This is a genomic window from Parabacteroides sp. AF21-43, from assembly GCF_003635435.1.
Lineage (GTDB): Bacteria > Bacteroidota > Bacteroidia > Bacteroidales > Tannerellaceae > Parabacteroides > Parabacteroides distasonis.
Genome location: NZ_QTMG01000012.1, coordinates 73183 through 99052, shown reverse-complemented (window position 1 = coordinate 99052; position 25870 = coordinate 73183). Strand labels below are relative to the sequence as shown.

General features: G+C 45.1%; 13 protein-coding genes. 7 read left to right on the top strand and 6 right to left on the bottom strand.

The genetic code is table 11. From position 1 onward, the window contains the following. Window positions 1–68: 68 nt before the first annotated feature. Complete coding sequence (locus DWX84_RS10595) at window positions 69–2456, top strand: ABC transporter permease (protein ID WP_044545156.1); 2388 nt, start codon at window positions 69–71, stop codon at window positions 2454–2456. Here DWX84_RS10595 and DWX84_RS10590 read toward each other — a convergent pair. Then, the gene (locus tag DWX84_RS10590; RefSeq protein WP_122377508.1) at window positions 2395–6504 is read right to left on the bottom strand and encodes a hybrid sensor histidine kinase/response regulator transcription factor; all 4110 of its coding nucleotides are present in this window, start codon (window positions 6502–6504) and stop codon (window positions 2395–2397) included. The genes DWX84_RS10595 and DWX84_RS10590 overlap by 62 nt on opposite strands. Window positions 6505–6666: 162 nt before the next feature. Between DWX84_RS10590 and DWX84_RS10585 the strand changes: the two genes are divergently transcribed. The 3 genes from DWX84_RS10585 (at window position 6667) to DWX84_RS10575 (ending at window position 10879) form a co-directional block, all read left to right on the top strand. Beyond that, window positions 6667–9063, top strand: a complete 2397-nt coding sequence (locus DWX84_RS10585; protein WP_122297487.1) for a TonB-dependent receptor — start codon at window positions 6667–6669, stop codon at window positions 9061–9063. A gap of 234 nt (window positions 9064–9297) precedes the next feature. After that, the gene (locus DWX84_RS10580) at window positions 9298–10335 is read left to right on the top strand and encodes an ATP/GTP-binding protein (protein ID WP_122114859.1); all 1038 of its coding nucleotides are present in this window, start codon (window positions 9298–9300) and stop codon (window positions 10333–10335) included. Further along, window positions 10328–10879, top strand: a complete 552-nt coding sequence (locus tag DWX84_RS10575) for a hypothetical protein (RefSeq protein WP_005867515.1) — start codon at window positions 10328–10330, stop codon at window positions 10877–10879. The genes DWX84_RS10580 and DWX84_RS10575 overlap by 8 nt, the downstream gene beginning before the upstream one ends. A gap of 262 nt (window positions 10880–11141) precedes the next feature. Here DWX84_RS10575 and DWX84_RS10570 read toward each other — a convergent pair whose 3' ends face one another. Continuing rightward, window positions 11142–14306: a DUF6383 domain-containing protein gene (locus DWX84_RS10570; RefSeq protein WP_009016878.1), complete on the bottom strand. Its 3165-nt coding sequence runs from the start codon at window positions 14304–14306 to the stop codon at window positions 11142–11144. 774 nt (window positions 14307–15080) lie between these two features. Here DWX84_RS10570 and DWX84_RS10565 point away from each other — a divergent pair. Together DWX84_RS10565 and DWX84_RS10555 are read left to right on the top strand one after the other, a co-directional pair. Continuing rightward, complete coding sequence (locus DWX84_RS10565) at window positions 15081–17780, top strand: prolyl oligopeptidase family serine peptidase (RefSeq protein ID WP_048927127.1); 2700 nt, start codon at window positions 15081–15083, stop codon at window positions 17778–17780. 315 nt (window positions 17781–18095) lie between these two features. After that, the gene (locus DWX84_RS10555; protein ID WP_048927126.1) at window positions 18096–18428 is read left to right on the top strand and encodes a type II toxin-antitoxin system PemK/MazF family toxin; all 333 of its coding nucleotides are present in this window, start codon (window positions 18096–18098) and stop codon (window positions 18426–18428) included. Here DWX84_RS10555 and DWX84_RS10550 read toward each other — a convergent pair. Further along, on the bottom strand, window positions 18425–19402 hold the full coding sequence (locus DWX84_RS10550) for an ATP-binding protein (RefSeq protein WP_048927125.1): 978 nt from the start codon (window positions 19400–19402) through the stop codon (window positions 18425–18427). The two genes, DWX84_RS10555 and DWX84_RS10550, sit on opposite strands and share 4 nt — an antisense overlap. 18 nt (window positions 19403–19420) lie before the next feature. Further along, window positions 19421–19996 carry a response regulator gene (locus DWX84_RS10545; protein ID WP_048927227.1) on the bottom strand — a complete coding sequence of 192 codons (576 nt, stop codon included), beginning with the start codon at window positions 19994–19996 and terminating at the stop codon, window positions 19421–19423. Window positions 19997–20154: 158 nt separating this feature from the next. Between DWX84_RS10545 and DWX84_RS10540 the strand changes: the two genes are divergently transcribed. Next, the gene (locus DWX84_RS10540) at window positions 20155–22518 is read left to right on the top strand and encodes an ABC transporter permease (RefSeq protein WP_048927124.1); all 2364 of its coding nucleotides are present in this window, start codon (window positions 20155–20157) and stop codon (window positions 22516–22518) included. 22 nt (window positions 22519–22540) lie between these two features. Here the strand turns inward: DWX84_RS10540 and DWX84_RS10535 are convergent, their stop codons facing one another. After that, window positions 22541–23239 (bottom strand): hypothetical protein, encoded by a 699-nt coding sequence (locus DWX84_RS10535; RefSeq protein WP_226766587.1) that lies wholly within the window; start codon window positions 23237–23239, stop codon window positions 22541–22543. A gap of 37 nt (window positions 23240–23276) precedes the next feature. Beyond that, window positions 23277–25859 carry a M14 family metallopeptidase gene (locus DWX84_RS10530; protein WP_048927123.1) on the bottom strand — a complete coding sequence of 861 codons (2583 nt, stop codon included), beginning with the start codon at window positions 25857–25859 and terminating at the stop codon, window positions 23277–23279. Window positions 25860–25870: the final 11 nt, after the last annotated feature.

Genomic DNA, 25870 nt, shown 5'->3' with positions numbered 1-25870 from the left:
GAACGTTACATCGATGGCACATTATTTGCCTCTTTTCTAAAAAATGAATATATTTAAAACCTGTTACAATGAAACTAATGATTCGAAACTTACTTTATCTATTCAAGCGGTTTAAGACCGCCGTCGTGTTAAACCTCTTCGGCTTGACAATCGCTTTCGCCGCCTTCCTCCTGATAGTAATGCAGGTGGATTACGAGATGAATTACGATGCCATGCACAGTAAATCGGGCCGAACCTTCCGGCTAGAGGCAAATCACGGAGAATTCGAGCATAACGCCATCCATTGCCTAATGTTTAGCGATGCTTTTGTTAACTCATCCGCTCATATCACGGATTACTCCTACCGTTATCCATTCTACGGAGGAGAACGGTATTGCCAAATCGACGAGGTAGACGATCAAGGAGAAGCGAAAGTATTTAAGGAAAACTTCCAGCTTTGTCTACCCAATATCTCAGATGTCTTTGATTTCCACATGAAAGAAGGTTCCGTCGAATGCCTATCCATTCCCGGTTCCGTACTCATTCCGGAGAGTGTCGCCAAAAGGCTGTTCGACAAACAATCCGCTATCGGTAAACGTATCCGGATGTCCGGCAGTAGTGGCTGGCAACCTGTAAGTACCACGATACTTACTATTGGGGGTGTCTATAAGGATTTCCCGGGAAATACTACAGTACAAAACCGTATTTACGTCCCGATGGACCAACTGGATCTATTAAAAAGTTCTTGGCAAATGTATGCCAACGAAATATACGTCACGCTAGACGATCCCCTAAATAAAGAGGAGGTATTGGATCATTTCAACAAGACTTTCGATTTCGCTAAAAGCCAAATGGGTTCAGCGCAAGAGATCGCATTACGTCTAACCCCCTTAAAGGAAGTTTATTACACGCATGATACAACTTTCGACTTTAATCCGAAAGGTCACCGGGAGACAAATTATGTGTTACTGGGTATCGCTTTCCTCATCTTATTCATCGCCGGAATCAATTTTACCAATCTCACAACCTCGTTGATTCCCCTACGATTGAAAACGATCAATACGCACCGGGTATTAGGATGCTCCATCTATAAGTTACAAGCCATCTCACTGATTGAATCGATCGTGATCTGCTTGATATCCTACATTCTCGCCTTATTCATCGTAAACGATTTGTCTTACACACCGATCGCTAATTGGGTAGATGCGGATATACGTCTTAGTCAATACAAAGGCCTGATCCTTCTCACTGCACTGATCGCTATCTTGACGGGTTGCTTGGCGGGACTTTATCCAGCTATACGAAGTACCTCCTATGCGCCGGCCTTGGTACTAAAGGGCTCTTTCGGTCTTAGTCCCAAAGGGAAAAAAGTACGTGTCGCCCTGATCGGTTTCCAATACACGGTATCGATCGCCTTGATTATTGTCACCTTATTCATGGGACTTCAGAACCATTTCATGACCTCTAGCGAGCAACTAGGATTCAATAAAGACCAAGTAGCCATCGTGAACCTGACACCGGAGATCTACGCCAAGCATAAGCCCCAATATATCCAGAAACTTAAAGATTATCCGGGAATAGAGGATGTGGCCTTCTCCGTCTACGAATTATCGAAAGAAGATGACATGATCGATCTCGAATATGCCCGTCATGAAGATAAGGATGTATTCTTCAAGGTATTCTATGCCTCCGAGAATTTCCTTTCCGTCATGGATATCCAAGTAGAGGAAGGAAGGGATTTTACACGGGAGGATTTAAACAAGGCACAAAGTGATTATATCATCAATCCGGCGGCAGAGCGGGATTTCCACTTACATCCCGGAGATCGTTTCAATGATCGTACGGTTCTAGGAGTCAGCAAGGATTTTCGGTTTAACTCTTGCCGGATCGCAAGCTCGCCTTTCGTATTCGCATTGAATAACGATATACCCAATCCTAAATTGGTATCCTATATCCGCTTCAATTCGAAAACGAATTTACAGGAAGCTGTCGCCCACGTCCGGGAAACATTGAAAGAGATCGATCCGACTTTCCCTTTCGAGATCTCTTTCTACAACACCATTTTAAACAATTTATATCAGAAAGAACAAACACTGGGTAAACTAATCTCCCTATTCGGAATAATGGCGATCTTGATCTCTATCGTAGGTGTATTCGGACTCGTGCTATTTGAGACGCAATACCGCCGGAAAGAGATCGGTATCCGCAAGATCAACGGAGCGACTACCGGACAGATTCTTTTGATGTTCAACAAGACTTATATCCGGATCGTCTCCGTTTGCTTCATCATCTCGATCCCAATAGCATGGATGGGAACACAACAGTGGCTAGAGAATTTCGCTTATAAAACACCACTCCATCTTTGGGTCTTCATCGTAGCTTTCCTAATCATTCTCTCGGTTACGATCGGTACCGTTACTTTCCGGAACTGGCAAGCGGCGAATGAGAATCCTGTGAACTCGGTGAAGTCTGAATAAACTCACTCGGAGTGATCCCGTAAATTTCTTTAAAGCAACGGGTAAAATAGTTCGGATCGGAGAAGCCGACCTGAGCAGCTACCTCCCCGATCGAATAAGCGTGCTGCCCCAATAACTCGGCGGCACGCTTTATACGTATATTACGGGTGAATGAGGAAGCGGAGCAACCAGTAGTAGACTTTAATTTCCTAAATAAGCTGGCACGGCTCATCGCCATCTCGGAACAGAAAAGCTCTACATCAAACTCCGGGTCCTGCAAATGGGCCAGAACGACCCTTGTCACTTTCGAAACAAATTCCTTATCCGGATCGGCGATGGTTTGCTCCGGAGTACGCAAGTCGAACCGATCCCTGAAATATAACTTTAGTTGCTCACTACGTTTGAGCAGATTCTTGATCTTCGCTTTTAGGACAGCAAGACTGAACGGTTTAGGCAGATAATCATCCGCTCCGGCTCCATACCCTTCCAATTGTTGACGTTCTTCCGCTAAAGCAGTCAATAGGATAACCGGTATATGGGCCGTCCGTTCATCCGTTTTCAAAGCCTCGCAACATTCAATCCCATTCATGACCGGCATCATTACATCCGAGACAATCACGTCCGGTAGGATCTCCATGGCTTTCTCCAAGCCGACCTTTCCGTTTTTCGCTATCACGACCCGGTAATCCGTTTGAAAAGCATTCATCAAATAACGACATAGATCCTCATTATCCTCTACAAACAAAAGCGTTTGTCGTAGATTCTCCGGGACCGGGTTTGTTCCTTCCAATGGAACTAATTCCCGCAAAGATGCCTCTTCCATTTTAGGTTCCGAATACTCCAACCACTCCTCAGGATAAGCCTCTTCCGATATAGGCAAGGCAACCGTAAAAACAGAACCTTTCCCCAATTCACTCTCACATTGAATGGTTGCCTTATGTAACTCCAATAGCTCTTTTGTGTACGCAAGGCCGATCCCCGAACTCTCCGAGCGGCGAAACGCTATCGATTCCCCCTTATAATATTGATCAAAAATATACGGTAACGATTCGGGGGGAATGCCGATTCCACTATCCGTAATTCGTAAAGTCATGACCGCATCGGATGAGCTTTGCTCCAATAAAGCGGAAAAGCTTACCGAACCACCATCCGGCGTATACTTAAATGCGTTCGACAGTAAATTATATAGAACCTGCTCTAGGATATTCTTGTCAAAATAAGCGATTGAGATATCCGGGGCAATCGAATACGTAAACGCAATTTTATAGGAATCGGCCAAAGGAATAAAGGTTTCCGAAATCTCCTTTAAGAATCGACTGAGATCCGCACAAACAATATGCGGGGAAGGAACTCCCCGGGTCAATACCGATAAATCCAGTAATTCATTGACATGCCGAATCAAGCGATTGGTATTCCGGGAGATCGTACGCAAAGTTTCTTTATCTCCACAAGATTCTTCTGAACCGGAATGCCGTTCCAGATCCTCCGTCAATCCCTTGATTATCGTCAGAGGGGTACGAAGCTCATGAGAGACATTCATAAAGAAACGAGTTTTCAACGCATCTTTTTCCTCCAGTTCTTGCTTGGCCTGTTTCAACAGCCGTGTACGTTCTTGTATCTTACGCTCCAACTCGGCTTGGCGAAGCTGATACCAGCGCACCCGGCTCTTATAGGCGATATACAACAGTACGCATACAACCACGAATACCAGCAAAATAAACCACCACGTCCGCCACCAAGGAGGAAAGATCCTGACAGGTTCGGTAATGGGAGCGCTCCAATAGGAACCATTGCCGGAAGTTTCCACCCGAAACACATAGTTTCCCGGTGGTAGGCGGTTATATATAGCCGTACGATCGCTGGCGTCCACCTCCCGCCAATCCGTATCATATCCATCCAGACGATACCGGTATCGGATACTACGGGGATGAGAATAATCGAACGCGATAAAACCCACCTGTAAACCTTGCTTCTCACGTGAGTCTCCGATCGTGAGGTTCGTGATTCGCAAAGACTCAGGTATTTTTCTCAAACCGTCCGTTAACTGAACGGGATCAAAAGAAACGATCCCCTCATTACTGCCAAATACAAGTTCACCCGATTTGCGCTTACAGCAAGCGCCACCCATAAACTCATTCGATAATAAACCGTTTGCCGTCGTATAATTAACGATATGCCGGTTTTGTATATCCAAGCGACTCAGCCCTTTATTCGTGCTGACAAACAGGATGCCCGGCTCACCTTCACGGATTCCTCGTACGATATTTCCCGATAAGCCATCCTGTACCGTGAAATGATCAAATCGCCCGGTTCGCTTGTCGTATTGATCCAACCCCGCATTCGTACCGATCCACAAATAACCGGAAGAGTCCACAAACAGACAATGAATATGATTCGACGCAAGGGGATTCATCTCACCCGGTATATATCGATACGTGATAAGTGCTCTCGTCTTCGTATCCCACACCCGAAGCCGCCCCTCATCCGCTCCTCCCCAAAACCAAGATTCTTCGCTCACGCATAAGTTACATAACTCCGACAACGAGTTGATCGGATAATCATAAGAGACTTGGTAATCCGGTATAAAAGGGCGGATTCGGAAATCATCCAGATTCAACCGGTCCGGGTTGGCGTCTTGATAACTGATCCATAGGTTCCGCTCCGAATCCTCACGGATAGAACCTATAATCTTTCCGGATAAAGAGGACGGACTTTTTCGGGGTGAGAAGGTAAAACGCATATCTACCCGGGAAGTCTTATGGTTAATCCGATCTAATCCCCTAGAGGTCGCAACCCAAAGATTCAGGTCCGAATCCTCATAAACGGCTAGGATATGAAGAGAAGACAGATTCTCTTTTTCCGTGTATCCCAAGGTATATCGAAACAAGGAAGGTGTTAAATCCGCATGGCTCACCCCATACGTGGAATGCCCCGCCCACAGATGATCCGAGTCATCCAGAAACAAACAGGTAATCTGGTTACTGCTGATAGAATGTGCGTCTTCCGGCACGTTCCTCAACTGTCCCATTTTCCTCTCCTTCGGAGAATAATAAAAAAGACCTTGATTGAAACGGCTATCATCAAACCAGACCGTTCCGTCCTTACTCTCGAAGATGGATCGCACTTGGCATTCTCCCGTAGGTTCCAGATCCTCCGGCCGGTCAAAGAAATGCTCACATCGCAAGGCAAGCCGGTTCATCCGGCTAATCAAGCTTACCCCCTTATTATGTCCGATCCAGAAATCACCATCACCGGTCTCCAAGAATTGATATACCCGAGTATCCTCACGACCGACAGATTGGAAGATCTCTCGCTCTCCCATATCAAGCGAACGAAAAGCCCCTTCACGTCCCGTACCTAACCACATATAATCAAACCGGTCGATATAGATCGCGTTAACGCCATTCAAATTGCCGGCATTGATATCCTCCCGGTCATTTGTCCGTATCGTATAATCTTGAAAGTGGTTTGTTTCTTTGTCATACAAACTAAAACCAGCTAAAGTCCCTACCCAAAACGAATGATCCGGCGCCGAATACAAACAATTCACAGGAGACGACGAGACTACCGAACCCGCCGGCGAAAGGCGTACCAATTTCTTCTCTTTAGCGTCATACTCCAACATCCCGTTCTCCGTACCTATAAAGATATGTCCCGGAACGGAGGCCGAGAAACAAGTAGGACTACCATACACACGTAACTGTTGTCGAAGCCATTCTTTCGTGAAATTCAAAAATGTATCCGAACCTCTGTCATAACGGCTAATCCCACCCGAGGAAAAAAAGATCCAGATACCTCCATCTGAATCCTCGAATAATTTATCGATAGAACTGCTTTGTATACTTTCCGGACAATCCGGTACGGGCAAGAATACTTTAAACGTATATCCATCGTAGCGGTTCAAGCCTTCAGTCGTCCCAACCCAGACATACCCGGTACGATCCTTCAAAATAGAGGTCACCGAGGAAGAAGAAAGCCCGCTATCCATTGTTATCCGGTCAAAAATAACGTTGGTAGCTTGCGCTCTCGTTATCATAAGTACAAACAGCAGTAAAAGGTATATTCTCATCCATTCATCCGATTAATGCCCCAAATATAAAGATTAAGTGGGTGAAAATCACAGAAAACAGAAAGATTGAACGATTTGTACGGTATTATGAAACATATGTCCGGCCCGCTCCCTCCCTATTTCCCTAGCTTTGCGGTATCAATTCTAAAACGAATGTAAAATATGAGAAAACTTTTTCTATCGCTAGTATTCCTTAGCGTGCTACTATCTATCCATGCGAATCCGGGTATTAAAGGAATCGTAATCGATCAAACCACCCGTAAGGCATTAGACTACGCTCACGTTGTATTATATGATGGAGATCATATCGTCGAAGAAGCTATGACTGAAGCGAACGGTTCTTTTCTAATCCAGCCCGTAAAACCGGGAACGTATTCGATCCGTATCCATTTTCTGGGATATGATGTTTATATGGGAGAGGAGTTTATCCTTACAGAGCAGATCAAGGATCTGGGTATTATCCCGATGCAAATGCTTGAGGTAGGCTTACAGGAAGTGGAGGTCGTAGCCAACAAGAAACAAGTCATCTATAAACTGGATAAAAAGATCATCGAGGCTTCTTCCAACCTGCTTTCCTCGGGAGGAACCGCTGTCGATATCCTAGAGAACACGCCTTCCATCCGGGTGAACGCCGAGGGAGAGGTTACCTTCCGGGGGAGTAGCGGATTCACGGTCTACGTAGATGGAAAGCCCAGTATATTTACCGGGACCCAAGCCTTGGAACAGATCCCGTCCGGACAAATCCAGAATATAGAGATCATCACCACCCCGTCCGCCCAACATGATACAGGGGGTGATGTCGGGATCATCAATGTCATTACCAAGAAGAACTTCGGGGAAGGGCTGAGCGGAGTAATCAACCTAAGCGGGAATACGGTATGGAGCCGGACCTTGGATTTCTTGTTGACCGGACAAAACAAGGCATCTCAATGGCGTATAGGCGGTTATGTGGGAAACCGACTTCGTAAAAGTCATTTTACCCAAGAGAAAACGACGTTGGTAAACGATACGACAACGACTTCTTATTCCAATGGCCCCCGTGAAAGTAACGGCTACGCATATATTCTCAGCGGAGGTTGGAGCTATACACAAAAACAAACGACTTTTTCTATTAACGCGGAAGGCGGATATGCCGGACTCAAGCGAAAAGGAGATCTGGAATATACGGAAGAACGTTCCGCTAATGGCGAGCAATTCGAGAACGGAGAGTTCAAGAGCCTTGACGACTTTGATATCCATGAGACTTTCGGACTAGGGAATCTGGCCGTGGATCATAAGTTCAATGATAAGGGGCATAACCTTAGCGGTAGCTTCTTCTTGAAATATGGAGGCGACGCTCTGGAATATTTCCAAAGCGATCTGTTCGACAAAAACAACGTACGCCAGCAAGGTCATCGTGCGTGGGAGGCCGAACATCGTTGGACCGTCCGTGCGAAAGCCGATTATGTATTTCCATACAGCAAAACCGGACAAATCAAGGCGGGTTATCAATATTTCTCATACTCGGAAGACGGCGATTATAGTATGCAGTTTTGGAACCCGGATACCAAAGAGTTCTTCTGGCGTGACGATATTTACAACACGTTCTATTTCCAACAAGGGATCAACTCCCTTTATGCGATCGTTGGGGATAGCTACCGGTCTTTTGATTTTCAAGTAGGATTACGGGGAGAACATACGCATCAAGTATTACGTAGCTCCAAAGATTGGGCGAACCGCCTACAAAGGCGTTTTGAGTTGTTCCCATCCGCCCATATCGGTTATAACCTCACACAAAATCAGAAGCTTCTATTCGCTTACAGCCGTCGTACGACCCGACCGGAGCTTTATTTCATGGAGCCATACATCACTTACAAGGATTACTATACAGCCGAGATCGGTAACCCGGATATACGCCCGGAGTACATTCATTCTTTCGAGTTGAATTATTCCTTGACTTCCGGCGACAATGCCTTGTCTGCCTCCCTATTCCACCGAACCCGCAAAGACAAGATCGAACGATTACGGGTTCCTTACCAAGCCGGGGTTACCTTGGATTCCATGGCGAACGTGGGACATGATTATTCCACCGGAATAGAACTATCGGGCAGTTTGCAGGCCACCAGTTGGTGGAATACGCAAATAAACGGTAGCCTTTATCACTACCGGGTAGAGAACGAGTATAAGACGGACGGGAAGAATGAGACCAGTACCAATTACGAGATCGCATGGAACAACGCTTTCACGACCGGGAAATACACAAGGATACAGCTTGACGGCAATTTCGTAGGCCCTTCCGTAACCACCCAAGGAAGAACCCAGTCGTTCTGGTTTGTCAACCTAGCGATACGGCAACAATTCTTCAAACGGAAGTTGACGGCCACCCTCTCTTTCCGGGATGTCTTCAATACGGCCCGTTATGTCAATACGATCACTTCCTCGAACTTGATTTCCAAAACACGAATCCGGCCCGATTACCCGTTGATAGGCTTGACCCTTAGCTATACGTTCAACCAGTTCAAGCTAAAGAATGGCTTATCCAACAATTCAAAGGATTTATTCGAGGGGACGAATCATTAATACCGAATTACCCTACTTTCAAAGTAAGCTAGCTTCGTTGGCAAAGTAAGCTAATTAAAATGCCCAAGTAAGTTAACTTACTTTGCCAACGAGATAAACGTAGTGGTCCTTATATCTTGTTTACCGAGGATAGAATACATCATTGGGTAACTGTAACTTTTTTGAATCCAACTTTGTTACTTTCCAATTTTAAGTTACTTTTGTGAACACTTAGTTAAAAATGAGGTATATTCAATGATTAACAGCATATTACTGACTAATTTCACGGGCTTTGCAAACAATCGTTTCGATTTCACCGAAGGAGTAAATGTCCTCATCGGCAAGAATGGTACCGGCAAGACACACGTGCTTAAATGCTTGGCTGCCACCTTGCAGGCACGTCACGACTTCCTCGGCAAGAACTCTGCTTCCAAAGAGCAGTTTGAGTATATCTTGGCGGAAGATATGATCTATTATTTCAAGCCGGACATCATCGGCAATTTGGTCAGCAAAGGACTACCTTCCGGTAGGGCGAACATTGCGGTTACGATAGATAGCAAGGTATTGCAATATAACTTTTCCTCTGCAGCCAAGACGACTGTGAAATTGGAAACGGACGAGAAGTGGAACGACCGTCATTTCATCTACATCCCTCCTCGTGAAATGTTCTCTTTGTTCGAGGGTTTTATCGGTTTGAGCAGTAAGCGTGAGATTTCATTCGACCAGACCTACATCAATCTAGCACACGCATTGGCTCTCCCCGTATTGCGTGAGTCTGAAGATAATCCGTTGAGACCGGCTGTTGAGTTGTTGGAACGGGAATTGCAGTTCAAGGTGCTGCAGATGAACGGACGTTTCTATATACAGACGGAAAGTGGTAATATGGAAGCGCATTTGGTGGCAGAAGGTCTTCGCAAGTTGGCCTCTATCTTATACCTCATACTGAATGGGGAAATTAATGCGAACACCATTCTGTTCTGGGATGAGCCGGAAGCCAATTTGAACCCGGCTCTTATCAAAGTGGTGTCGAAGTTCATCCTTGTGCTTCAGGAATGTGGTTTGCAGATTTTCATCGCTACACACGATTATTTGCTTACACATACGCTTTCTCTTTATTCCGAGTATAAAGAACACACCGGTGTATCTGTCAAATTCTTTGGGCTGAAAAAAGAAGGCAAGGGAATCATTGTAGAGGAAAGCGAAACCTTGGCAGGCATACAGAGCAATCCGATTCTGGAGGAATATGCAGCCTTTTACGACTTGGAACAACAATTCATCAGCAAATATGAGTAATTTTCAGGAAAGCGGCATAAACTTCAAGTTTCAATCTCCCAAATGGAACGTTGTCAAGTACGACGAACATTTGGCGCACAAAAAAGTAAGCAATGCCTTGCAGCCTACCAAAGCGGTGGACTTTTTAGGTATTCATGACAACAGACAGTTGTTTTTGGTAGAAGTAAAGAATTACAGAGGGCATACACACGATGCAGAGACTCAGGAAGTGCTTCAGGCAAAAGGCGAGGAATTAATGCGCAGGATTGCTGTCAAAGTTAGGGACACAATCGCCACGGTAACTAATTCTGCTCGTTTTTCGACCAATGATGAGGATTTTTTTACCCGGATTAATCAGTTGCTACTTGATAATCAGAAAAAGATAGTCATTATTGCCTGTATAGAACTAGACATTGCTGGTGAAAAAGAACACAAAGCCCGTATGAGTGTCTGGATGCAAAAATTAAAGCAAAAGTTGGCATGGTTACATGCGGCTAAAATTTCCATCAATCCGATTGAAAATATCTCTGCTGTCTTGCCGGATACGGAAATCTTGTTCGTGTAATCTCCCGGCAAACTTTAGTGACCTTTGTTGCCGGTCTTTTATTAGTCCGTCTTTTTCTCTTCTGTGGATTCCCCAAAAGTAAGCCCCGATCGAATAAACGACCGGGGCTAATTCTTTTCCCGCTTTCCTTCCTCACGGAAGTACTAAGGGATGAACTTTAATTTATTACTTTAGTATTAATATTAATCCATTCCCGCTTGTTCGCCCTCACGGGATACTTGGGCCGAGGCCCTCACGGGAACTTAATATCGTCATTATATTTTTATTTAACTATTGTCTTAACAGCGTTCTCGCCTTCTACGGCTACTGCGATGATTCCAGCAGGAACAGCGATCGTAGCGTTGTCGGAAGCAAGAATAGTCTCGGCTACTACCTTACCTAAGATATTAGAGATAACCACCTTCTTACCGGCTGCGCCTTGGATCTCTACGATACCATTGCCACCTATTACCTTAACACCGGCAGCGCCATCAGCTACAGACTCGTTGGAAGTAGGATCACCAGCAGTGATCGTGAACTTCATGGCGCTATTCTTATCAGTACCCCAAGCCAATTTGTCGTTGAGGCCATATAAGTAACGACCTTTCTCCTTAACGGAACGGATCACATACATACCCTCATCGTCAGCGCATTGGATAATCTGAACCTTGAAGTTATCCAAGCCGCCTAATACGCCTTCGTCGTCAGCATTTTTAGCAACTTTCACTTCCTTACCCTTTACTACCGTAGAGATCGTATCGTTGTTTGCCTCGATAGAAGCAGACTTGAAGATAGCCTTAGTAGCTTTTTCAGCCCATTCATATTTCTTGTCGTACATGCCGTCCGCTACATAATAGTCCACAGAATCCTTCGGATTGAACAAGAACAAGCTTCTATTAGGATCTTCCGTACCCTTAGAGATATAGAAAGAAGGAACGATCGCTTTCGTATCGGTTACGCGCAAATAGAATGAGTATTGCTCATTATTCACTACGATACCCTCTTGGTTCTCGTTCAAGGAGATATAGTTGCCTAACTCGCTTACCAATGAGATATGGCCATTCTTAGCGGGATAGCTGATTTCCGGAGCTTCCTCGATCAAGTAAGTCTTTAATGTCATGTCTTGATTATTACCCGGCAATGCATAAACTACGGATGGAGTTGTATACACATACTCGTCATTGTTATACTTAACAGCTACTACTGATTTCGTAGTCTTGCCAAATACAGTTGTAACATTCGCATTCGTACTTGATACAGGAATCAAATAAACAGAGCCATCAGCAGCTTGTTTAATAACGAACTTAGCCGCATCTGCCGCAGCCATAACGTCTGCACCGTTAACATGGGTACTAGTACCTGTACCTTGCGGGAAATAGGCATTAGTCTCTATACCATCATTGATATAGCGCAATTGATAAGCATAAGCATAGCCTTTATCGCCCTTAGCCTGTACGGTCACGTGGTTACCTCTATTGTAAACGAAGCTACTCTCGATGATCGTCTTCGGAGCCTCGTCTTTGATCAATTGCCATTGAGCGGCATCGGATACGCTGTTGGCGAACTTACCATCAGCATTCAATTTGTAGACATTACTATTATTGTCTTTTGTAACAGCGGTATACCATTTATTGGAAGTCACGTTGTTGTCGCGAGCGAAAGCCATTGTTACCAAAGTCTGGTCATCTACGTTCAAGAAACCTGCGTATGGATCAACTTCTTCTACTTTCGTCAACTCCACTAACAGACGCTTAAACTCTACGGTCTGAGTCGAAGCAGTCTCACGGTAGGTATTCTCATCAACATAGATAGGAGTGATATCCCGAGTTGAAGGAACAGCTGTCTCATATACATTCTCACCCAAATCTGTTTTAGGGAACAATGTCGTAAGGAAATGATCACCTGTCTCACGATTCGTGAAAGTGATCTTATAAGTATCATCCACGCTTGTAATCATCCATTGATAAGCCGGAGTCTCTGTCTGTGACAACACCTTCGCTTTTGCGACAAGCTCAAAACTACCATTATCAACCGCAGAAGTCAAATATTTTCCATATACGCTCTTCACATCCCCTTGCTTACCGCTCAATACACGGATCGTATAAACAGCTGCCTTAGCCTCCTTGTTCAACAACTCGATACCTTTCTTCGTACCGGCAACGCCCAACTTAAAGATGAACTTATCCGTCTTGTCTGAAGTGTTAGAGATCGTAGTCAAGTAGAAATTATCATTATGCTGCAAAATCTCCAACTTGATTTGAGCATCCTTATGATCGGCCTTGCTACCTTGTATTCTGAAACGGAAACGATCCAGATTCAACTCATACGGATAAGATTCCACGTAACTCTTTTGAACACGGAAACAAGCGTTATGGATAGAAATCTCGTCACCTTGTGTCTTCCAAGCCGCACCTGTTCCTACATACAGGTTCAAGTCACCAATTTCCTTCTCTACCAAAGAGAAACCATCACCATTCGCACGTCCGGCGTTCGTTCCCTCCATTGTCTCTGTAGAGCTTGCAACCAAAACCGTAGCGTTCAACCACGCATTATAGTCCCTAACCACTTGGTCACTATTATCTAAAGCTGGAGCATTTTTCGTAAAGAAGTACATACCGGCAGGAATCTGCAAGTCTGAAGAAGATCCTGAATACCCCGGGTATTGTGTAGCATCAATCGTAATTGGGCGAGCCAAATAACGAGCTACCACCATTTTGTCGTTAAACAAGTTACCGATAGGTTCTTCACCTTGATCTTTAAGACGTTTAGAAACGAAAGAGAAACCAGATGTATTGTACAATGCGTTCAATTCCTCTGAATTCGTCAACAACTCAGACTTAACCTCGTAAAAGATCGGAGCCGCAATCGTCGTAGATACTGTTGACACATTACTACCCCAATTCAAGCCGTTGAGAGGAGTAGAAGATGAATAAATATACAAATTGTTATTCGTGCCAGAATATGCACCTCCCGTAAGAGCAGAAACAGAAGATCCATCAAATACGAAATCCTTATTCGTATTCTTATCCTCTACTTTCGTGTTTTTCTCTATAGCCGTAAAGCCGACATTAACCCTTAAAAGCTTTCCTGTCTCAACATTCGTAAAATTGTAAGAGAAGAAGCCTTTCGGAGATTCAGTTATGCCAACAGTCCAAACATACTGTTTAACATCATCATTATCAGCAAGAGGCGTAGATAATCCTATCGTAGACTCTGTAATGGTGCTACCCGATAGCTCATGACCATAAGCCTCATTATTCGTCTGATCATTAACAAATACATACTGGTGTCCAGCCTTCAATTCCGTAGCAGGCGTTGCGGTAAACGTCCCCTGTCCATTCACAAAGCCAGCCAATTGCTGAATAGAACTTTGCGCCCAAGCACTACCGCACAACGAACCCGCCATCAGCAGACCCGCCGTAAACAATGTAGAAATCTTTCTGTTCATAAATCGAAAATTTAAATATTAATAATAGTGTTAATTGAATATCTATCAAATCCTTAATCATCCTTCGTCTATACCGAAACGACTAGTTTAAACGATCGTTTAGATCTTGCGTTTTTAAAGGAGGAAAAAGAGAGGTTCGTCTGCCGAATCGGTTGTTTCGTAAAGGATAGGCTATTCTATTGATAAGAAAGCCGATAAGGGGCAAAAAAAATAGCAAGGAAGGGTTGCAAGTGTCAAAGAAACGCGTACCTTTGCAAAAGACTAATCTAAACGATCGTTTTCACCGTTCATTTTCATGTATATAATATAATGTACGTGCGTACATTGAATAAAGGCTTACTAAAAATCTTCCTACAATAAATAACATATTCAATATAAACTGCCCTGTTTTGGGTCTCCCAAGTGAATAACTAACGGCTTGTCGAGTGAATAACTTACCACTTACAAACCTTTTTTCCTACCGTTGACCCCAAAATTTTCCTATCACCACAATGCCCATTATAAGGTCTTTACAATAGGCATTGTAACACCTTTATAATGCCCATTGTAAGCCGCTTATAACTGCGATCATTAGAACGCTCAAAAAGGACACTGATAATCAATACATTAAAAACGCCATTACCTTATCCAGAAAACACGTACGACTTTTACAAAAAACACGTACATGTTTTCTCGGAAACACGTACGTGTTTTTCCAGAAGCAAATTCCGGTCAAAAGCAATAAAGATTCTGATAAAGCCATTATCTTTGCTTCAAAATCAATATACAACCACGATGAGACACTTAAAGTACTTGGCTTTTGTAGCATGTCTGGGAAGTCTTTCCCCGGCCTTCGCACAAAACGCCTCTAAAAGCTTGACAATCGATGACCTAGTCACTTGGCAACGAATCACGGACCGGGAGATCTCGGACAACGGAAAATGGGTAGCTTGCAAGATGGAACCTTGGGAAGGTGACGCTACCGTTTATTTGTATGCGGCCCAAGGGCAAGAGACCGCCACTTTTTCTCCGGCCGATAAGTTCGCGTTCTCCGCTTCCTCGGGTTATCTGGTTGTCACGCAAACACCCGGAAAGTCCACGGTAGATTCCCTGAAAGTATTGAAGACGAAAGAGGACAAGATGCCGATGAACACCTTGGTAATCTATTCCGTCGCCGGTAAAAAGGAGACGATAGACTCCCTCAAAACCTTCAAATTAGCGGACGAGGCGGATTGGATCGCTTATCAAAGAGGCCGGAAGGACTCCACGTTGTACGTCCGTTCGCTGGATGGAAGCAAGACCTTCCAGTTCCCGACCGTAACGGATTTCCAATTCGCCAAGAAAAGCGGTATGCTATATTACACGAGCGCGGCGGAAGGAGAAGCAGGTATATTCACCTTGAATCCGGAGAAAGGAAGTCCGGCGCTCATCAAAGAGGGAAAAGGCGTATTCAAACAAACCACGTTCGACGAGAAAGGGGAACGGCTGGCTTTCTTATATTGCGCCGACAAAGATTCTTCTTACAAAGCGTTAAGCTTATGGCTATCCGAACATAACGCTCCCGCGAAAGAAATCGCCACCCGTGGAAACAGGGCTTTCCCCGCTGAATGGGTAATCAATGAGAACGGGATGCTTCAATTCTCGAAATCCGCTTCCCGTCTGTTCTTCGGTACCTCACCGGAGCCGAGGCAAAAAGACACGACCCAACTAGCCGAGAATCGTCCGAACGTACAGGTTTGGAGTTGGGATGAGCCCGTACAATATACCGTACAGAATTATAACAAGGAAAAAGACTTAAAGAAAAGCTATCAAGCGGTTTATAATCTGGGCAACGGCTCTATCTTCCAATTGGCGAATGAGGAATTACCGAATATCCAATTGGGTAATGAGGGTGACGCACCCTTGGCGCTCCTTTCCACTTCCCGTCCCTATTCTTTGTCTTCCATGTGGGAGGCCCGCACACGCAGCGACTATTATACCGTATCGTTGGATAACGGGGAGCGCAAGCAAATCGCCCAAGCGGATTATGGCCGTTTCCGCCTCTCCCCACAAGGTAAATATGCGTATTGGTATGGCGAGACGGATAGCTGCTGGTACACGATCGCCTTGGCGGAAGGTAAGCAATATCGCCTAACCACTCCGGAAAGCTTCCCGGCTTGGGACGAGGAGAACGACGTTCCCGATTATCCTTATGCGCATGGAGCCGCCGGCTGGACCGCGAATGATCAAAATCTCTTGATCTATGATCGTTACGACATCTGGAAATTCGATCCGACCGCGGCCACCCCACCGATCAACCTGACCGTGAACGGAAGGAAGGAGAAACTGTCCTACCGCTTGGAACAACTGGATAAAGAGGCTCGCTTTATCGACCTCGGCAAACCGCAATTATTAAAAGGATTCAACGAGGCCACAAAAGGATACGGATTCTACAACGCACGCCTCTCCGCTCCTGCCGCCCCGAAGACTTTGCTGGCGGGCAATTATATGCTGCGATCTATCAACAAGGCGAAGAATACGGATGACGTGATCTATACGATGGAAACCTTCCAGCAATACCCGGATATCCACTATTCGACCTTGGCGTTCAAGAAATCCGTGCAATTGACACACGGAGACAAACAGCAGGAAGGTTTTATCTGGGGTACCGCCGAGTTGGTATCATGGATTTCCTTGGACGGCCGTCCACTGGAAGGTGTCGTTTATAAGCCGGCGAATTTTGATCCGAACAAGAAGTACCCGATGATGGTAAACTTCTACGAGCGGAATTCGGAGACTTTATATAATTACCGTATGCCGGAACCGCATCGTTCTACGATCGATTATCACTTATACAATAGCAACGAATATGTCATCTTCAACCCGGACATTCGCTATGTAGATGGTTATCCGGGAGAAAGCTGCTATAACTGCTTGATGCCGGGTATCACCATGATGATCGCCAAAGGATATATCGACGAAAAAGGGATCGGTGCGCAAGGACATAGCTGGGGAGGTTACCAAGTAGCTTATTTAGCGACTCGCACGAATTTATTCTCCGCTATCGAGTCTGGGGCGCCTGTCGTAAATATGTTTAGCGCTTATGGCGGTATCCGTTGGGGTTCCGGCATGGCCCGCTCTTTCCAATACGAGCATACACAAAGCCGTTTAGGAGCTACGCCATGGAGTTCTCCACTTCGTTATCTGGAAAACTCGCCGTTGTTCACGATGGATAAGGTGCAGACCCCAATATTGATCATGCACAACGATGCCGACGGCCATGTGCCTTGGTACCAAGGTATCGAGTATTTCGTTGCCATGAAACGGTTAGGTAAACCTTGCTGGTTACTGAATTATACAGGCGAACCGCATTGGCCGATGCATATGGCAAACCGCATCGATTTCCAACGCCGCATGTTCCAATTCTTCAACCATTACCTAAAGAACGATAAAATGCCTAAATGGATGTCCGAAGGCGTACCTGCCGTAGAACAACCGTTTGAGTTGGGGTATTGATCAGACAATCTTATAAGAGATTATGGCCAAAGCGATAGTTATACCATAAGCTTTAGCCATAATCTCTTTTTCCATTTAAACAGGAGATCTTTTGAAATAAATACGTATATTTGCCAATAACATAAAAACAAAAGATATGAGAACGACAAAAACCAGACCAACTAGAAATGTTTCGTCGCCCAAGATGGCTAAACACAACATTTCCAACCAAAGGAAAAGCGATAGCCAACCTTTCAGTCCTATGAATGAGAAAGATTTATTTCTAGCCCATTCCAGACAATCCATGGCAGCATATATATCCAAATATCTCATCGAATGAAAATACATCAACGAGATGTCGTAGAAGTCAATTATCTATTTCCTAATGGAATAACCAAACCTCACATGGCTATCGTCATCTCAAACGATGATTTGCAAGCAGCTGAAGATTTCTTTTACCTAGCTATGATATCTTCCAAAAACTATAATCCACAATATACATTTCCTTTAGAAGACTCTATGCTAACAAAAATCTTAACAAAGAAAAGCTTCGTTATTTGCCAATTAATAGGAGGTTACACAAAACGAGACGTTGTGAGAATATGCAGCCATGTAAAAGCCGAGCCTTTCAACTTGATTGTTGAAAAAATCAAGAAAGTCATATTCTAGAACGTCATACGAAACTCGGTACGGACACCAGGCAAGGAATCAACGGTTAAATCGCCGCCATGCAATCGCATTATGCGGTGGGAGATACTGAGACCGATGCCGCTACCACCGGACTTCGTAGAGAAAAAAGGCGTAAAGATAGCAGACAATAGTTCCGGAGAAATGCCGGGGCCATTGTCTGTTATAGTTATATATACCCTACCATCAGCCTCCAAGGCTTCTACGGAGACGATGGCATCCGCTTGCCCCTCTATCGCCTGTAATGCGTTACGGATCAAGTTAATCAGAGCCAGCACAATCAAGTTTTGGTCCGCATGTACCGTTAAAGCTTCCGCAGAGGAGAAACGAATACGGTCGCTACCCGCCTCGGCACACAACAACCGTTCCATCTTCCGAAATAAAGAGGTTATAGGCACCTCGGTTCTTTCCGGCTCCGGAAGATGCGTCAGACGATGGTAGGAATCCAAGAAAGCGGATAGATTTTTCGCTTGCCCATGAATAACCTCCAAACCTTCCCGTAATTGCTCCGGAGTATATGTATCGGAATATTTCAACAGATCAGCAGATAAGGAACGGATTGGCGTAATCGAATTACGAATCTCATGCGTCAGTACCCGCAAGATGCTCTCGTAATACAAGCGCTTCTCTTCCATCTCATTCTGGTTTTGACTGAATAGGAGGATAATCCGATTCATTTCCGCATATAAGTCCTTTACAAAGGGATCATTCGTTTTATCCGGGTATCGCAAAGTTGTATTCCCATTACGAACCGACTCGAAGAAAATAGCGATCTTATGGTTTGTACCGTTTATCCACTGGATTAGCAACAGAGTTATCAACAGGATAACACACAGACATACAAAGGATAAAAAATAAGAAATACCGGTTATCAACAATACAGATCCAAGTAACGCAAAAAGTACGATTAAGGAAACGCTCCCTATAATCTTCAGGTATAAATTCCAGTTGACCATGGTTACTCTCCTTATAATCTACAACCCGTATTTACGCATCTTATTATAAAGGGTCTGGCGGCTAATATCCAATTGTTGAGCCACAAGCGTCAGGTTCCCTTTCTTTTCTTTCAATACCTCGGCGATAAACTGCCGCTCCATATCCTCCAACGTACAAGGATGGGAGACTAGAGATTCTGCCACAGACGAAATCTCGCTCTCATCTGATTCCGCACAACGTTCCAAGACGTATGTAAGTGTTTGAATCAAATTCTCGTTATCCCAAGGTTTCACGATAAAGTCCGTGGCTCCCTTTTTAAGGGAAGATACAGCCAACTCGATATCCCCAAAAGCAGTTATCAAGATAACGGCCGGAGGATTCTTAAGCTCCAAGATACGATCCAACCAGAAAAGTCCTTCCCCTCCGCCTTGCTTTCCAGTGCCGAAGTTCATATCCAGTAAAACCAAATCCACATCTCCATTCCGCAAAAGGGCAGGCAATAATACGGGAGATGATACGGTAACGATCGTCTTAAACTCATGGGACAAGACCGTCCGCAGACTTCTCAATATCGCCTCATTGTCATCTACGACTATAATCTTCGCATCACGCATTAAGCCTCCTCTTTTTTTCGTACGCAAAGATACGATCTTTTCCCGGGTCTCAGTGTCCAATATTTAGACAAATCCAGTTCTTTACGATCGTTTCCTCCGATTTTATTTGCCATATTCCACGCAACCGGATAGCTTTGAACCAACAAACAGATAAAACCATGGAATCCATATCTCTAAAACTTATATTCCGTAGCTGGTGGCGAAACAAGACGTTCGCCGTCATTTCCTTATTGAGTCTGGCGGCAGGCATCACTTGTACCAACCTACTGATCTCATACGTCATTTATGAATCTAGGATAGAAGCCCATAATCCCAATAAGTCGCATATCATCTATATGGCACAAGACTCTCCCTTGACCTCCGGAGAGAAAGTATCTTTTATTAAAGGGAAGATCCCTGTGCAGCTAAAAGACCAATACCCTGAAGTTGAGGATTATTTACGACTGAACATAGAGAATGCCGCCTCCATCACGATAGGAGAAAAGCGCTTCGACCCAATCTCGATCGTCAGAGCTGATCCCTCCTTTCCTCGCTTTTTCCCTTACAAGGTAATGGCAGGAGATATAAACAAGGCATTAACCCAACCAAACGCAATTGCGTTGACCGAATACCAAGCGAAGATATTCTTCGGGAACGAGGATCCTATCGGTAAAACCTTCTCGGCAAAGTACGCTTATGAGAACGAGACGATTACCTACGAGGTCGCCGCCGTTATCAAAGAGTACCCTCAATCATTCTTGAAGTTCAACGCATTGGCAGGTACTACCTCCCAATTCAATGGCGGCCCTACCTTATTACTGGTAAACGATCTCTTCAACATCGATACGTTCACTCAAAAACTAAAGGATGATAAGGTACCTACTTTCAACGGAACCGGACAGTATTATTTCTATACCCTCCAAGAGAGTTATTTCCAAGAGCAAACCTATACACAAGAATACATCCCCTATATCCACCGAAACCAGAAAGACTTACTGTACGTTGGTTTGTTCTCGGCCATCCTAATCCTCGTGATCGCCTGTTTCAATTATGCCAACCTAAGTTTCTCCCGCATTTTGCAACAGGTAAAGATGATCTACACCCAGAAAGTGATGGGAGCATCGGCTGGGCAAATCCATCGCCAGCTATTCTTGGATACTTTCCTTACCGTGCTGATCGCTTTCTTTTTATCCTTATTACTTACACTAGATTTCCTGCCGGCTTTCAACCGGATCGTTTCCGGACGTATCTCCTTGGGATTTTTCTTCAGTGGACAGGTCTTACCTGTGATCGTGGCACTCATCCTAGCTCTATCCATTATCCCCTCATTATATATGAGCCATAAGATCAACTCCCTTTCCCATTCCGAGTATAAATCATTCACCACCGGTACCCGGAAGCGGACAATCATAGGCGGGCTCTCCATCTTACAATTCGCCATCTCAATAGCTCTGGTATTCGCCACGCTGATCGTACGGCAGCAACTAACGCTCACTCAGACAAGCGGTGAACGTTACCGGGATCTCATCGAAATAGCCGACTGGAGTGGGAACCATATACAGACCTTCTCTGAAGAGATCCGGCGTTATCCTTCCATAGAAGAGATGTGCCTTTCGAAAAGCGGGATCATACAGTTCAACTTGCGGACAATGGTCTTGAAAGACGAAAACGGAAACGAACTAAATTATACGCTAGGCCAATACGAAGGTGATAGTACTTTCCTAAAGGTTATGAAGATAAACATTCTTCAAGGACTCTCAGAGCGAGAGGCTCTAAAACAATACAGCACACCCGTCTATATTAACGAACAATACGCACGTTTGCTCGTGCCCAAAGGCGAGAATCCCGTGGGTAAGCCTGTCCGCCTTTACGACACTGAATTCGGGAAGATGGAAAAGGAGGGAGAACCGATAGCGATTATAGCAGGGATCGTGGAGAATCTATATACAGGAACCTTACGACAAGAGGTTTACCCTAGCTTGACCTACCTAACGCATACTCCCCCCTATAACCTCGTCCAAATCCGACTGAAAAAGGAGCGCAGAGCCGAGACTCTAGCTTTACTGCAACAAACATGGGAAAAGATCAACCCCAACGTACCTTTCGAATACCAAGATATATACGAGGAATTTATGTTATCTAACCGAAAAACGATCGAACTGGCACATTTGCTCATCATGTACTCGATCATCAGCCTCCTGCTAACCGCCTTCGGATTATTCGGCATGGCTCTCTATGCCATCCGGCAGCGTACGAAAGAAATCGGTATCCGTAAGGTAAACGGGGCTACGGCCGGGGAGATCTTGTATCTATTAAATCGTCGGTTTATCGGCTGGGTAGGGATCGCTTTCGCAATTGCCGTTCCTATCACGTGGTATTCGCTGAGTTGTTGGCTGGAGAATTTCGTATATCGGGTGGACATATCCATAGGAACATGCCTGCTGTCCGGCGGTATCGTATTGATGGTTACGCTACTGACCGTAAGCAGGCATAGTTATAAAGCGGCATCCCGTAATCCCGTAAATGCCTTACAAAGCGAATAGCGAAAAGGAATATTTTGGATACTCACCTCAGTGTCTTCTCATCAAGGAATGCATCACAATCATCATACAAATTGAAAACTAATTCCTCGGGAATTACCGACCTTGATCGCCACGTTTCGATGGAGGAATAAAAACGTTCGAATAACTCCTCCTCCAATTGCTCGGTTTGCTGCATATACCCATTGCCGCTTAGATTGAAAAGTAATTCCCAATGGAAATAACTTTCCGTATTCGTCCCCCGATGATAACTGTAAATCTTATCCCGAAGCATGTTCGACGCGTCACATAACGGAGCATGTTTATTTTGATCGACAGTTAACGCCTTGGGCAACTTCTTATCGGCGCCTTTCAACCAAACCGGAACCGCAGGAGTAACCGGTGGGTAACCGATAACCGTCCACATCGTAGTGAACGAAGCATCCTCGTCCGGCCGTACACCTTGAATAGCCACAGCGCAAGAGGTACTTCTACGAGCGATAAAATCCTGCTCCGCAAACCAACCGGAAGTCTCTGGCTTATTATGTTTTCCATCTTTCAAGTCGATACCCATCAAAGGATTATGGAACGAGCGAGATAAATGGGACCGCACACAATTCTTCAAGTTTTCCGCATCGCGATTTTTCCACATAATCGGACGTCCGTCAGGTGTTACCTTGCCAGAAATGATAGCCGACGTGCAAGCATTGGCAAATTCCATGGCTCCTGATAAAACAAGAGCCATGAGACACAATATATTTCGTTGCGTACTCATCCGACAACTACATACATTTGTTATAAAACAACGCATTCATGAACAACTTACTAGTTCCAAAGAAGTAAGAACGGAAATTCATATCATCTGCAAAAACAATCACCTTACCGCTTTTATAAGGTTTCACTATGACAGCAGGCTCCTCTCTCAATAAGTTCGCATTATCCGCCGACAAGAATCCCGACAACAAGGGCTTCTTGGTATAATATAAAGGCGAAACATACGGATCCCTATCTTTCTGGAAAATGATATCATTCGTTTTTATAACAGCAATCTCATCTTGATCAAGTCCCCAAGCTAGCGGATGCGTCTTATCCAAATGACAATTCAGAATTACCCCTTTGATCAACTTTCCGGCTTTTGCTTCCGCCTTATCCGCAAAAGAACGATAAACCGATAAGCTGTCCGCCTTTTCAAGCAATGTTTCCTTTGTCTTTAAAGAGATAAGCCCTTGTTTGCTAGCCCATGCGCTAGCCTTTCCGGTAGCGATCAACACTCCTCCGGCAGCAACCCACTCCTTCAAGGCAGTCTCGGTACCCTTAGTTAGATTTGGAACACCATTAGCCAAAATGATAACATTGTAAGCCTTCAAGTCCTTGCCTGTCAAAGACGGGTTCTCTATCAATACCGGACGCATCTGAAAACGCTTATCCAACAAGAACCAAATCTCACCCGATTCCGGGATACTTACGCCACGTCCTACCAACATAGCCACTTTCGGCTGTTCCAATGGTTTAAAAGCCGGGCTGCCAAAATCCACATCAGCCATCAATCCCGTGTTGGCCGAATAGATATCCACTCCCGTATTTTTTGCCAACTCACCCAATGTCGCATAGAGCACATCCGAAGGAAGCGGCTGATTATGCGTCAATACCTGGTAGGTACCATAGCCCATCGTCCATTCTCCCTCTTCGTTCTTAAATTGGAACGGACGGTTGGTCGCACTGACCCGAATCCCCTTACGCTGCAACTCATAGACTACCTTAGGCGCATAAAACTCCCGGTTCTCAAACACATACCCCACCCGGCTTTCCCCGCCGATGAGCCGTCCTTGCGGAAAATCATTTCGCTCAATCCGATCCCCCATCAATCCGGCGACACTCTTCACCGGAGCACACTCCAAGTTAAACGCATACGGGAACGTCCATGTAGAGATATCATAGAAAGTACTATCCGTATATTCTAAACAATCCTCCATAAGCACCTTAACCATCGTACTGTATTTTTGCGCCACCGGAATGACATAAGCTGAACCTTTTCGGAACTCCTTGTCACCTGCGGCTTGATAGTCCTTCGCCAACTGATAGACCTCGATATGATGACGGGCCATATTCTCCAAGAAATGAAAAGCGACAGACTTAGATCCGCGTGTATCGAACACATAGCCCTGTACCGCCTCCTTCTGCGCCTCGGAAGCCGTACGCTCATAATATTCCTTCTGATAAGTCAGCAAACGGGTACGCATCGCCTTGGCCGCTTCCAGCGTAGCGCAAGAGGCTAGGGCCTGATTCCGGATTGTCCAGCCAAAGGTCCATTCCCCGCTCGGGGTATTACGCAAATGTCCGCGCGTGGAACCTTGCTCATATAGCAGGCAAACGGATCCATGCGCATCTCCATAAGCAGCCCCTTTTCCGTAATAGAAGTCATCATAACCCTCCTTCGAATAATAAGTCGTCCCAATCCGATCGAGTGCCTTTGCCGTATAAGAAGAAATCTCGGCCGTCAAGTCTTGATTAAGCTGGGGAGTAAACGGATGAGTACGCTTAGGATGTCCCGGACTGAAATAATAAGGACGTAACGCCCCTTGCTCATGTTGATCCACGACCACATTGGGCAACCATTCAAAATATCCATTTAAGCCATTGATTCCCTCGGGATGTTGTGCCATAAGCAGGTCGCGATTGCAATCGATCCAATAATGGTTCGTACGACTGGAAGGCCAAGGCTCGGTAAACTCACGTGATTTTATATCGCTAACATTCGTGAAACTTCTAGAGGAATTCACCCACGACGCAAACCGATTGATTCCATCCGGATTGGCTCCGGGAGTCATCACGACAATCTCTTGGTCTAGTAATTCCTCGATCTCAGGCCCTTGTGCCGCCGCCAAATGATAGGCAACAGCCAACGAAGCGTTCACACCCGATGCCTCATTTCCATGAATGCTATAAATCAAGCTTACGATCACAGGCATGTCGTCTATCACCACGCTTCTCGATTTCGCCACGTCGCTCAACTTTAAGTGCTCCTCCTTCAGTCGATCTATATTTTTTTGGTTCTTGGCCGAAGTAAACACGACCTCTATAAAAGGACGGTGCTGATAGGTACGCCCCGTCTCCCTAATCGTGACACGGTCGCTGCATCGCGCCAATGTTCTCATATATTCCACTACTTGATCCCATCCGGCATGTTGTTCTCCAAGCTGGAATCCCAAGATTTTTTCCGGGGTAGGAACCTGAGGGTCATAAACATGAGAACCTTCCGGCAAGAAATACGTCAAATCATACGGATACTCATCCGCTTGTGGTTGAGCAAAAACACCTGTCGCCAAGAAGATTGGCAACAGGCACATTAAAAAAAATCTTCTCATAACTATTTATT